At 73.4% G+C, this 12,235-nt stretch carries 9 protein-coding genes; 1 reads left to right on the top strand and 8 read right to left on the bottom strand.

Features of this window, described 5'->3' with window-relative positions:
- Nucleotides 1-100 precede the first annotated feature (100 nt).
- The 6 genes from cysS to DYI95_RS11630 all read right to left on the bottom strand — a co-directional run bounded on the left by cysS (nucleotide 101) and on the right by DYI95_RS11630 (nucleotide 8,585).
- Entirely contained in the window at nucleotides 101-1,684 is a 1,584-nt protein-coding gene (gene cysS / locus DYI95_RS11605; RefSeq protein WP_243149994.1) for a cysteine--tRNA ligase, read from the bottom strand.
- A 52-nt stretch (nucleotides 1,685-1,736) separates the two neighbouring features.
- Entirely contained in the window at nucleotides 1,737-2,534 is a 798-nt protein-coding gene (gene cysE, locus DYI95_RS11610) for a serine O-acetyltransferase (protein WP_116899877.1), read from the bottom strand.
- A gap of 678 nt (nucleotides 2,535-3,212) precedes the next feature.
- Nucleotides 3,213-4,415 (bottom strand): septal ring lytic transglycosylase RlpA family protein, encoded by a 1,203-nt coding sequence (locus DYI95_RS11615; protein ID WP_203530656.1) that lies wholly within the window; start codon nucleotides 4,413-4,415, stop codon nucleotides 3,213-3,215.
- Nucleotides 4,416-5,229: 814 nt separating this feature from the next.
- On the bottom strand, nucleotides 5,230-6,720 hold the full coding sequence (gene ispF, locus DYI95_RS11620; RefSeq protein WP_116899692.1) for a 2-C-methyl-D-erythritol 2,4-cyclodiphosphate synthase: 1,491 nt from the start codon (nucleotides 6,718-6,720) through the stop codon (nucleotides 5,230-5,232).
- A complete protein-coding gene (locus DYI95_RS11625; RefSeq protein WP_116899691.1) occupies nucleotides 6,717-7,823 on the bottom strand; it encodes a PIN/TRAM domain-containing protein in 1,107 nt (368 codons plus the stop codon). The genes ispF and DYI95_RS11625 overlap by 4 nt, the downstream gene beginning before the upstream one ends.
- A 261-nt stretch (nucleotides 7,824-8,084) precedes the next feature.
- Nucleotides 8,085-8,585 carry a CarD family transcriptional regulator gene (locus DYI95_RS11630; RefSeq protein WP_116899690.1) on the bottom strand — a complete coding sequence of 167 codons (501 nt, stop codon included), beginning with the start codon at nucleotides 8,583-8,585 and terminating at the stop codon, nucleotides 8,085-8,087.
- Nucleotides 8,586-8,835: 250 nt separating this feature from the next.
- On the opposite strand from DYI95_RS11630, the gene DYI95_RS11635 reads away from it, so the two are divergent.
- Entirely contained in the window at nucleotides 8,836-9,231 is a 396-nt protein-coding gene (locus DYI95_RS11635; RefSeq protein ID WP_006902807.1) for a hypothetical protein, read from the top strand.
- 434 nt (nucleotides 9,232-9,665) lie between these two features.
- Here DYI95_RS11635 and sat read toward each other — a convergent pair whose 3' ends face one another.
- Nucleotides 9,666-11,018 (bottom strand): sulfate adenylyltransferase, encoded by a 1,353-nt coding sequence (gene sat / locus DYI95_RS11640; RefSeq protein ID WP_116899689.1) that lies wholly within the window; start codon nucleotides 11,016-11,018, stop codon nucleotides 9,666-9,668.
- 28 nt (nucleotides 11,019-11,046) lie between these two features.
- Nucleotides 11,047-11,769 carry a phosphoadenylyl-sulfate reductase gene (locus DYI95_RS11645; protein WP_116899688.1) on the bottom strand — a complete coding sequence of 241 codons (723 nt, stop codon included), beginning with the start codon at nucleotides 11,767-11,769 and terminating at the stop codon, nucleotides 11,047-11,049.
- Nucleotides 11,770-12,235 lie beyond the last annotated feature (466 nt).

The raw sequence follows: 12,235 nt of genomic DNA on the forward strand, positions 1-12,235 counted from the left end.
GCCGCCGCGCGGGGGCGCCCCCCGGCGCCGCCCCCTGTCGCGGTCCGGCGCCGGGGGCCCCGGATTCCTCCCCTGTCCCGGCCCCGCCCCGCCGGAGCCGTCACGGCCGCGCCCCCCGCGCCAGCGGCTCGGGGTGCTCCCGGCGGCGCACCCGCGTCCCCGCCGGCGTGTCTTCCAGGATGTAGCCCAGTTCGGCCAGGCGGTCGCGGATCCGGTCGGCCAGCTCGTAGTCACGGATGGAGCGGGCGTACTGGCGTACCTCCACCAGCAGGTCCAGCAGCGCCTGGGCATCGGCGGCCGGTTCGCCCGCAGCGCCGGTGCGGAACAGGCGCAAGGGGCGCCCCAGATCCCGGATCAAGTCCAGGGTGGCCTGGATCCAGGCCCGCGGGCTGCCGGGCCCCAGCGCTTTGTGGCCGTCCCGGGCCAGGGTGAAGAGGGCCGCCAGCGCGTCGGCGGTGTTGAAGTCGTCGTCCATGGCCTGCTCGAACTCGGCGCGAGCCTGGGCCAGGCGCGCGGGCCAGTCCACCTGCGCCGCCGGCACCAGGCTGCTCTCGGGCGCACCCGCCCGCTCGGGGGTCCCAGCCGCGGTTCCCACCGCGCTGCCGGGACCCTCCTGGCTCCGGCGGGCTTCCGCCGGGTCGCCCTGCGCGCCCCCGGAGGCCGCCCGAGCTGCCGGTTCGTCCCCCGCCGGCGCCACCGCCAGCAGGTGCTCCAGATGGGCGATGAAGTTGGTCAGGCGCTGGCGTGCCCGCTCGGCCTGCTCAAGGGCTTCCAGGCTGAACTCCAGGGGGTTGCGGTAGTGGGCGGAGAGGATGAACAGGCGGATCGCCTCGGGGTGGAAGCGGGCGCGCAGGTCCCGGACCCGCCAGAAGTTGCCCATGGACTTGCCCATGCGCTGGCCGCCCACCTGGACCAGGGCCACGTGCATCCAATAGCGGGCGAAGGGTTTGCCCGTGGCCGCCTCGCTCTGGGCAATCTCGTTCTCGTGGTGGGGGAAGACCAAGTCGCTGCCCCCCGAGTGGATGTCCAGCGTGGTGCCCAGCTCGTCCATGGCCATGGCCGAGCACTCGATGTGCCAGCCGGGCCGCCCCGGCCCCCAGGGGCTGTCCCAGGCGGGTTCGCCCGGTTTCTGGGCCTTCCAGAGGGCGAAATCCAGGGGGTTGCGCTTGTTCTCCGAGGCTTCGACCCGTGCGCCGGCCAGCAGCTGCTCGGTACGCTGGCCGGAGAGCTTGCCGTAGTCGCGGAAGCGGGAGACGTCGAAGAATACGTCGCCGTTGGCGACATAGGCATAACCCTGGTCGATCAGGCGCTGGATCAGGCCGATGATGGCCCCGATCTTCTCCGAGACCCGCGGGTGGACGTCGGCCCGGACGATGCCCAGGGCGTCGGCGTCCTCGAAGTAGGCCCGGATCTGCTCGTCCGCCAGCTCCTTGACGGTGATCCCCCGCTCTGCCGCCCGGCGGATCAGCTTGTCGTCGATGTCGGTGAAGTTCTGGATGTAACGAACCCGGTACCCGCGGTACTCCAGCCAGCCGCGCACCACGTCAAAGAAGAGGAACGTGCGCAGGTTGCCTACGTGGAAGTAGTCGTAGACCGTGGGGCCGCAGTTGTACATCCGCACCCGGCCGGGCTCCAGCGGCTCGAACGGCTCCTTCTGTCCTGTCAGGGTGTTGTAGATCTGAATGGCCATGCTCGTCCCCTTCCTCTGTCCCCTTCCTTGACCCCTTCACGCCCGGCTACTGCCCGCAGGCCGCTCCCGCCGGCCGGCGGCCGTGTTCGTCCGATTCAAGGGCCGCGGGCGCAGCGGCCGGTCGCCCGGCGCCCTGCGGTCCCCCGTTAACGTGCTCGCGGGTGGCCGCGGCCCTTTCCTGCTCCAGCGCCGCCCTTTCCTGTTCCAGGGTCAGCAGGCGGTGTTCCAGCTCTTCCATGTAATCCTGCAGACGCTGGATCGCTTCCGACACGGGGTCGGGCAGCTCGCCGTGGTTCAGGTCGACCCCCACGCGGCGGCCGTCCCGGATCACCACCTTGCCCGGGATCCCCACCACCGTGCAGTTGGGGGGCACCGGCTTCACCACCACGGCGCCCGCCCCAATCCGGCAGTTGTCACCGATGGTGATAGCACCCAGCACCTTGGCCCCCACTCCCACCAGGACGCCGTTGCCCAGGGTGGGATGACGCTTGCCCCGCTCCTTCCCCGTGCCACCCAGGGTGACCCCCTGGTAGATGGTGACGTCGTCACCGATCTCCGCCGTCTCCCCGATCACCACGCCCAGGCCGTGGTCGATGAAGCACCGCCGCCCGATGCGGGCACCGGGGTGGATCTCGATCCCCGTCAGCCACCGGGAGAAGTGGGATATTCCCCGGGCAATGAAGTACAGGCGGCGCCGGTAGAACCAGTGGGCAATGCGGTGCATCCACAAGGCGTGCAGCCCGGGGTAGAAGAAGACCACCTCCCAGACGGAGCGGGCGGCGGGGTCGCGCTCGAAGACCACCTGGATGTCTTCCCTCAGGCGTTCCAGCAGGCGGCGCAGCATGGGCTCCACCCCCAAATGAAAGGGCCCTTCCGCCTTCAGAGGCGGGAGGGCCCGCGGTTCCACTCTGATTGGGTGCCGGTCCGGCGGCGGGACGGCCGGTCACCCCCCTCCTGCCGGCCCCCGGGCCACCACCTCCACCGGCTCGTAGCCGAACCGCCGGCGGAGGCCGTGGCATCCCGCCCAGGCGGGAGCCCGGCAGCACCCGATAACGGCGGGCATCCGACGACGCCTACTGGGCCGGCCAGAAGGCCCCGGCCAGGCCGGGGCGTCGGAATCCAGGCCGGGCCGAACCCGGCCCGGAGATCCGGCCGTTGGGCGCGCAGCTCCCGGGTGCACTTCGGCAACGCCCCGGCCGGGGACCGCTTCCAGCCGGCGACGGTCCCTCTCTGACGGCGGAACGCGCCTACTCTCCCGTTCGTCGCCTTTGTCGCAACGATTGTCGTGCCAGCGGGACCGGAGCCGGCGGCCGGAACCGTCGCGGCCGCTGGCCTGCCAGTGGCTGGCTTGCCGTCATTATAGCGGCGGCCTTCCGCCGGGGTCAACGCGCCGTGGTGGGGCAAACGGGCCCACGGGGCGGCCCCTGGGGCACGCCCGGCGGCGACCCCGGCGGCGGCCCCGGCGCCCCGGTAGCGGGACGGGTTGGACCGCGCCCCCCTTGCCTGCCGGGCGCCCCCAACGTCACCCGCCCCAGCGCAGCACGCGGTACATCACCCGGGCCACACCGGCGGAGATCATGCCCAGGGCCTCGGCGGCCGCCTCCGACAGGTCCAGGTCGCGGCCCTCCACGTAGGGCCCGCGGTCGTTGATGCGCACCCGCACGCTGCGGCCGGTTTCGGGGTACGTCACCAGCAGCACGGTGCCGAAGGGCATCGTCCGGTGGGCCGCGGTCATTTCCCGGCCGGTGAAGATCTCGCCGCTGGCGGTGGGCCGGCCATAAAAACCAGGCCCGTACCAGGAAGCAACGGCCGGGATCCAGTTCGGCCAGGCGCCCGCCTCCGCTGCAGCGGCGCCCGCGTCCCGGTCAACAGTCGTCTCCTCCCGCTCCCTGCCTGTCGATGCACCCTCCTGCCTGGGGGGCTCGCCCTCGGGGGCGGCACCGGATCCCGCCTCCCCGGAGGCATCCCCTCGGGAGGAACCGCCCCCGCCCGCCGGCCCGCCTTGCTCAGCGGCTCCCTGCCCGGTTGGTGCCTGCGCCGAGACCTCGGCCCGCAGGCTGGCGTCAGGAATCAGTACCACCGGATCCGGTAGGGGACCGGCGCCGGCGGTGACGGCACCGCCCGCCCCGGCCCCCGCCTCCACCCCCGCGCCTGCGAAGGCGCGGATGCTTTCGCCTGCCGGCCATGGCCCGCCATGCCCGGCCGGTCCCGCGGCGTCATCCGCTGGACCGGCCCCCTCCCCCTTGCCGCTGGGAGACAGGGTTGCCCAGGCCTCGCCGGCGGCAATCTCCGGCAGCACGCTCCACCCGCCCGGGTTCAGCTGGGGCAGGGCCGGCGGCCACCAGCCCGCCAGCTGCCGGCGAAGGTCCTGCCACACGGGCTGGCCCGGGGTCGCCGTGGCTGCCACGGCATCGCGTACCGCGGCGACGGCGTCGTCTAGACGGGGCAGTGCCGCCTGCCCCCACTCCCTCAGGCTGCCGGCGGCACCGCGCCACTGGGCGCGGGTATCGGCCGCCAGAAAGGCCGCGAAGTCGTCGAGCCGCTGCACCTGTTCCCATAAGTTGCCTGCCCAGGCGGCCGCGGCGCCGGCCACCGCCACCGGCTCCGCGGCCGCGGAGCGGGGCGGCGCGACGGCCGCCGGCCAGGCACCACCGGCAGCGGCCCCCATGGCGAGCACCAGCAGCGTGGCGCGGAGAGCTCGCCCGAGGGTCCTTGCCGTCTCCATGCCCTTCACCCTCCCCACTGCCGGGGGGCCTTGGCAACCGCGTCCACGGGGGCGGACCCGCCCCGGTCCGGCCGGTGTCCCCTGGGACAGGGACCCGGCCGGTTGGTGGCCAGGCCGGAGCGGCGGCCGTCCCCGCGCGGGCGTGGCCGCCCGTCCATCCGGGTTCCGTCCAGCCCGGCAGGCGGTCCGGCGCTTGCCCTGGTGCCGGCGCCGGCCCGGGCGCGGGTGGAACCCTGCCATGGCTCCCCCTGCCGGTGCTGGCACAATGCACCAGCAGGCCCAAGTCTGGCCCGAACGGGCGCTTTCTATACGGAACGCCCCTGTACGGGACGCCCGGGCCGCAGCCCGGCAGAGCCAGCTCCCGGGTCAAGGGCCCGGGTGGGGGAGGAGGGACAAGGGAAAGCGCCGGGCGGAGGTGGCGGGGAGGCGGGTTGCTGAAAGGGTCCGCCGGGAGACGTCCGGGCTTCCGTCGCACCGCCATACGAAGAGAAAGGCGGCGGTGTGGCGGGACACCCCCATGCAGGATCCGGCGCGGGGAGGAGCGGGCACCGCCGCCAAGCAGCAGGGGCAGGCGGTTTGCAAGAACGGGGCGACCCTGGGCGGGCCAGGGGGCGGGGCGTCCCTGGCGCCAAGGAAAGGGATGGAGGCGGCCTGGACCAAGGCGCCACGGCCCGCCCTCTGGGCCTCGTCGTACGGCCCGCCGGCCAGGCCGTACGCGCCGCCGGCCCGGCGGTGCCGGGGAGCGAACAGGGCCGGGCCGGCGGTCTGGGCGCACGGCGGTGGTGCCGCCGCTGGCGCGGAAGCCGCCCGGTGCTCAGGATACGGGAGGGCGGCGCAGCAGCACGGCCACGGCCATGGCCGCCACGCCCTCCCGCCGCCCGATGAAACCCAGCCCTTCATTGGTGGTGGCCTTGATCCCCACCGCGCCCACCGGGACCCCGAAGGCCGCCGCCACCGCCTGCCGCATGGTCGCCACATGGGGTCCCAGCCGGGGTTCCTCCGCCACCACGGTCAGGTCCAGCTGCGCCGGCTCCCAGCCGTGACGGCGCACCAGGCCGGCCACCCGGGCAGCCAGGGAGGCGCTGGAGGCGCCGGCCCAGCGGGGGTCGCCCGGCGGGAACCAGTGGCCGATGTCGGGCAGGCCGGCCGCCCCCAGCACGGCGTCCATGGCCGCGTGGAGCACCACGTCGGCATCGGAATGCCCTTCCAGGCCTCGCTCCCAGGGGATCGGCACACCTCCCAGCACCAGCGGGCGGCCCGGCGCGAACCGGTGCACGTCGTAGCCGAAGCCGACCCGCCAGGGCAGGACCGCTCCAGGTCCGCCGCCGCCCCAGGGCCCGCTGGGGGATCCGGCCTGGTCCGGCACGGGCTGTTCCGCGGCGGCCTCCGCCCCCGACGCCGGCAGCCGGGATGTGCCCCCCGCGGGGTGGCGGGCCGGACCAGGGGCCTGCTCCTGCGCCTGCACCAGGTGGGCCGCCACGGCAAAGTCCACGGGCCAGGTCAGCTTGAGGTTGGCGGGGTCCCCCGGCACCACCGCCACCGGCACCCCCAGCCGCTCCAGGATGGCGGCGTCGTCGGTGAACCCCTGCCAGCCGCGGCGGCGAACCTCCTGGTGGGCTGCCCAGATCAGGTCCAGGCGGAAACCCTGGGGTGTCTGCACCGCCCGCAGGCGCCAGCGGGGCAGGGTGGATGCCACCCACTCGGGCAGGGAACCCCCGGCCGGGTCCGCGCCCGCCGGGTCTACCGGCAGGGCCGCACCGGCCCCCTCCCTCTCGCCCTCCCCGGCTCCGGGCTCGGGGCCGGGGGGATGGCCGGCCACCTCCTTGATGGTGTCGCCCACCGGCACCGCCGGTACTGCCGCCCCGTACCGGCCGGCAGCCGCCAGCACAGCGCGGATCAGGTTCGGGGTGACCAGGGGGCGGGCGGCGTCATGGATCAGGACCCAGGCCGGCGGCCGCGGCCCCTCCGCCAGGCAGCGCAGGGCTGCGTAGACCGAATCCTCCCGCTCTGCGCCGCCGTCCACCAGCTGCACCGCCACGCCGGGGGGCAGCCAGGGACGCACCCGCTCCTCCCAGAGAAGACGCTCCTCGGGGCGCAGGGCCACCACCAGCCGGCCGATCCCCGCGGCCGCCAGGGCCTGAAGGGAGCGGGCCAGCACCGGCCGGCCCGCCAGATCCCGGAACACCTTGTTCAAGCCGCCGCCCAGGCGGGTGGAACGACCGGCGGCGGGGACCACGGCGGCCACACCGCCGGCCAGGGCGGTGGCCCCACCGGCCACCGTTACCGGTTCATCCGGACGGGTCACGGCGCCGCCCGCCCCATCACCCGGGGCCGTGCGAAGATCATGCGCCCGGCGGCGGTCTGCAGCACCGTGGACACTTCCACGTCGATGCGCTGGCCGATGTACCGCTTGCCGCCCTCCACCACGATCATGGTGCCGTCATCCAGGAAACCTACGCCCTGGCCCGCCTCCTTGCCCTCGCGGATGATCTGGACCTCCATGGACTCGCCGGGCAGCACCACCGGCTTGACGGCGTTGGCCAGCTCGTTGACGTTGAGCACCGGCACGCCCTGCAGGCCCGCGATCTGGTTCAGGTTGTAGTCGTTGGTGACCACCTTGCCGTTGAGCCGCCGGGCCAGCCGCAGCAGCTTGGTGTCGACGTCGTCTCCCTCCACGTCGCCCTCGTAGATCTCCACGGGCACGGGCGATTCCTGCTGGATGCGGCGCAGGATCTCCAGGCCCCGCCGTCCCCGGTTGCGCCGCAGGGTGTCGGCCGAGTCGGCGATGCGGCGGAGTTCTTCCAGCACGAAGCCGGGCACCACCAGGGTTCCCTCGAGGAACCCCGTCTCGACCACGTCGGCGATGCGGCCGTCGATGATGGCGCTGGTGTCCAGGACCTTGTACGAACCGGCCGGCCGGGATGGGGCGCGGTCCCGGTCCCGCTCCCGCCCCGGTCGCGGCAGGGCGGCCAGCAGGTGGACCAGGTCATCCCGGCGCTTGACGGCCACCACCGCCCCCAGATAGGCCAGCAGCACCGCGAAGATGGGGGGCAGCAGCGGGCCCACCACCGGCACCAGCCCCAGAGGGCCGCTGAGCAGGTTGGCGATGACCAGGCCCGCTATCAGCCCCAGCACCCCGGCCAGGGTGTCCTGGATGGGCGTTCGCACCAGCCGGGATTCGACCCACTGGGTGAACTGGACCACCTGCTGCCAGATGCGCAGGGCCGCCGCATACCCGCCGAGGCCGCCCAGCAACAAAAAAAGAACCATGATTCCGTATGTCCACTGGCGGGGCAGCTCGGCCAGGATCTGTAGCGACTCCTGCTGCAGCAGCCCATAGTAGGCCAGCCCCAGGCCGCCCAGGGCACCCAGGACGGCGAAGGCCAGCCGGATGGACCGCATGCGCACGCCTCTCGCCTCCCTTCGGTTGGCCCCATGTCGCCGTTGGCCTGATGGATCCGCGAGGCGCCCCCCACCGCAGACTACCCGGCGCCTGGCGGCGGGCTGTCCCGTTCCCGGATCCCGCTCTCCGGCCCCCCAAAGGAATTCGCCCCCTCAGCCTCCTTTGGGCGGGTCTGTGGCAGTCTCTGGCGGGTGCAGTTCGATTATACCCCCGCATAGGCCCCCGCACAGGAAGGGCGGCGCCGGTGCTGACGGCAGGGTCCCGGTTTACGCCCCGCCCGCCGGCTCGGCCGCCCCGAGGTGCCGTTCCACCAGGGCGTCGGCCTCGTCCCGCCCCATGCCGCCGGCCAGGGCCAGCTCGCTGACCAGGATCTGGCGCGCCTGATCCAGCAGCCGCCGTTCACCCCCGGACAGGCCGCGGGCCTTCTGGCGGGCGCTGAGGTTGCGGACGACCACGGCCACCTCCAGGATGTCGCCGCTGCGCAGCTTGTCGGCATGCTCCCGGTAGCGGTGGTTCCAGTTGGAGTCCAGGGGTGGAACCGGTTCACACAGGGCCTCCAGCACCGCCGGCACCTTGTCCGCCGGGATCACGGGCCGCAGGCCGCTCTGCTGGGCGCTGGCCGTGGGGATCATAAGCCGCATGTCCCCCACGGGCAGCCGCAGGATGTAGTACCGGTGCCGTTCCCCCAGCACCTCCCGTTCCTCGATGGCCTCGATGACGCCCGCGCCGTGCATGGGATAGACGACGCGATCCCCCACCTGGAACACCGCCTCACCTCCCAGGGCCGGGGCCGGGGCCAGGGCAGCACCACGGCTCCCGCTCCCCCAGTGTACACCAGGGAGACCTCCTCCGTAAAAAGAGTGAATTTATCACCCTGATTAAGCCCCGTCAACGAATTCCTTGGGACTCGCTGCCCGCCGGTGCCCCGGGAGCCCAGGCCTTGATTGACGCGCCTTTCCCGGGGTGCCTATAATAGCGCCAGGCCGTGGGGATGCCCGTGCAAGAGGGGTGACGCGGTTGAAGGACCTGTTGGTGGATGAGTTTCAACACGCGGTGGCCGACTGCCTGGTCCGTCACCGCAGCGTGTTGGACGTCCTGTCGAAGTTTCAGGAAGCCAACGCCCGCGTACACCGCGCCGTGGCCAAGGCCGTAACCAGTTGTGGCTGCATCAGCATCCACGCGCAGCGGCCCAAGATTCCCGCCCAGAGCACCCTCCGGGACTTGAAGAGCTATATGGACGACCATGTCGACGGGACGCTTTGCGAAAGCTGCCGCGAGGTCCTCGAGGAGGAACTTGGCAAGCAGCTTTTTTATTTGGTCGCCCTCTGCAACCTGTTCGACATCAACACCTTCGACCTTTTCATCAAGGAGAACCGCAAGCTCTCAACCCTGGGGATGTACCACATCTCCTGAGGGCCGGACTTCCCGGGCCGGATCCCCTGCCCGGGCTGGCAAGCCGGGACCCGCGACGCAGCAGCGGCGGGGACGGCTGCGCGGCGGGAGCCAGGCAAGAGGGGAACGCCGGTTCCGTGGCCGGACGGGGTCGCGTGCCCCCGGGAACTTCCCCGTTGCAAGACGGTGCCGGTTCCGGCCGCGAGGAGGCGGAAGCTTGTTCCGCGTCACGGCTGCGGCCCGCACCGCGGCCCGCGGCTAGCTCGCGCGGCAGCAACGGTCACCCACGCCGCGGCCCGGAGGCGGTTCCCGCCGCAAGGGGATCGCGCACGCTGCGGCCGGGAGGCGGCAGCCGGAGAGGACACGGTTTGAGGGCAGGGGGCGGCACCCCAGGGTGCCGCCCCCTGCCCTCAAACCCTCGCACGGAAACCCGCGCCGGGCGCACCCGGCGCCGTTCAAGCGCCCTGGGCCGCCAGGGCATCCCGCAACAGCTCCGCCACCTCCGGCCGGGTGAACTCGGGCGGCGGCAGCTCGCCGGCCCGGAGCATGGCCCGCACCCGGGTACCGCTCAGATGGAGGCGGTCGGCGGGCGGGTGGGGACAGGTCTTCACCGTGGCCATGGCCCCGCAGCGCCGGCAGTAGAAGGCATGCTCGAAGCGCAGGGGGATGACGCCCAGTTCCTCCGGCGCGAAGCGGTCGAAGATGCGATGGGCCGCGTAGGGGTCGTAGTAGGAGCCCACCCCGGCGTGGTCGCGCCCCACGATGAAGTGGCTGCAGCCGTAGTTCTTTCGGATCAGGGCGTGGAAGAGGGCCTCCCGCGGGCCGGCGTAGCGCATGGCCGCCGGGAAGGCCGCCAGGACCACCCGCTCCTGGGGATAGTAAACCCGGACGGCCACCCGGTAGCTTTCCAGCACCACGTGCCGGGGCAGGTCGTCGGCCTTGGTCTCCCCCACCAGCGGGTGCAGCAGCAGCCCGTCGACCATCTCCAGGGCACACTTCTGCAGGTATTCGTGGGCCCGGTGCAAGGGGTTGCGGGTCTGGAAGCCCGCCACCAGGCGCCAGCCCCGCCGGGCGAAGAGGCGCCGGGTCTCCGCCGGCTCCAGCACCCACTCCCGGGCCCAGGTGGGCTGGCGCTCAAACACCACCACCGGCCCGCCCGCGCACCAGTCGCTCTCCCCAGCCAGCCGCGCGACCCCGGGATGCGCCAGATCGGTGGTCCCGAAGACCAGCACCGCCTCCCGCTGCCGGTCCCGGCGGAAGACGTCCCGGACCTCCATGAGCCCGCAGGGCCGGCCGCCCTCATCCACCAGCAGCACCGCCGGCGCTCGCCGCACGGCCTCCACCTGGTCCGGCGGGACGGAGAGCACCACGGGCAGCGACCACGGCAGGCCCGAGGCCAGCCGCATGGTGTCCACGCAACTGCGGTAGTCTTCTGCGGTCATGAAGCCCTCCAGCGGGCTCAGGGCGCCGGTGGCCAGAAGCTCCAGGTCCGAGCGCTCCCGGGGCGAGAGCACCAGCCGGGGCAGGCCCGCCTGGGCTGCAGCCCGCCGCTCTGCCGCCAGGGCGGGGTCATCCACCAGGCGCCGGCAGAGGCGCCCGCCGTGGGGTGGAACCAGCCCTTCCTCCCCCACGTCCTCCCCCAGCGCCGGTCCGGCGGCCCGGGTTGAGCCCGGCGCCTCCACCTGCGGTGCAGCGGGGCCCGCGCCCCTCCCTCCCTGGGTTCCGCCTCCTGCCCAAGCGAGTCCCCCGGCTGCCTGCGCCCGTGCCTGGGCCGCTCCGCCGGCTCCGGTTCCTTCCCATCCCGTCATGCCACCTGTCCCCCCTTCCGCCCTGCCGTCAGGCATGGAGGCCGCACTCCGTCTTGTTGAACCCCGCCCAGCGGCCGGCCCGCGGATCCTCCCCCGGCGCCACGGGGCGCGTGCAGGGGGCGCACCCGATGCTGGGGTAGCCCCGGTCGTGCAGGGGATTGTAGGGCACGCCGCGGCGGAGGATGTAATCCCACAGCTGGCTGCGGGTCCACCGGGCCAGGGGGTTGACCTTGATCAGGCCGAACCGGCGGTCGGCCTCCACCACCGCAGCGCCGGCCCGCTGGGGCGTCTGCTCGCGGCGGATGCCGGTGACCCACGCGTCGAAGCCGGCCAGGAACCGCTGCAGGGGTTCCACCTTGCGCAGCCGGCAGCAGAGGTCCGGGTCCCGCTGCCACAGGCTGGGGCCGTAGCGCCGGGCCTGTTCTTCCAGGGTGAGAAGGGGCCGGACGGCCACCGGCTCGATACCGTAATACTCCGCCACCCGCCGGCAGGTGGCGTAGGTTTCGGGAAAGTGCAGGCCCGTGTCCAGGTAGAACACGGTCACAGCCTCCAGCTTGCCGGCGGCGGCAGCCATGTCGATCAGGGCCACGTCTTCCGCCTGGAAGCTGCAGGCCAGGGCCAGCCGGCCCGGAAAGCGGTCCAGGGCCCAGCCCAGGATGGCCTGGGGAGACGCCTCTTCCAGGGAGCAGGCCAGGGATGCGATCTCTTCCTCCGGCAGGGCCAGGGGGCGCGGCGCCTGCGCGTTGGCCAAGATCTCCACCTCCCGAGGTTGGGACCGGGTCCCGGTTCCGTCCCGGCGAGGCCAGGGGCCCGCGACCACGGCTGTGGCAGGGGGCAGGGGCGGGGCGAGCCGCTCCGCGCAGGCCCGGGGGGGCGACCCGCAGGTGGAACCGGGACCGGTGGGGCAGGGAGACCGGCACCCCGGCCGGGGCGCCGGCCCGCCCTCACCCGCATTAGCCTAGTGCGCAGGCGGGGCAAAGGTGCAGGAAATCCGGGCGAGCGACCCATCCCGAGGGCCCGGGGGCGGGGCTGGGCCCCGGCGGACCGGGACCCTGGCTGCGTCCCGCGCCGGTTCGCGTTCTGGGGGGTGGGCGCTATGGTAAGGCCACCTCCCGCGAGCCAGGCGCCAGGCCGCACGGGCGGTCCGGAGGCGAGGCTGCGCCCCGGCGCCGGTTCGCCCTCCGGGGACCGGGCGCCAAGGCAAGGCCGCCTCCCCA

Origin of the sequence: Thermaerobacter sp. PB12/4term, from assembly GCF_003403315.2 — a bacterium.
Lineage (GTDB): Bacteria > Bacillota > Sulfobacillia > Thermaerobacterales > Thermaerobacteraceae > Thermaerobacter.

Excerpts from the sequence above, each read along its gene's own strand:
- cysE (WP_116899877.1), bottom strand. The coding sequence starts at position 2,534 with ATGCTGCGCCGCCTGCTGGAACGCCTGAGGGAAGACATCCAGGTGGTC.
- sat (WP_116899689.1), bottom strand. The coding sequence starts at position 11,018 with ATGACGGGATGGGAAGGAACCGGAGCCGGCGGAGCGGCCCAGGCACGG.
- DYI95_RS11615 (WP_203530656.1), bottom strand. The coding sequence starts at position 4,415 with ATGGAGACGGCAAGGACCCTCGGGCGAGCTCTCCGCGCCACGCTGCTG.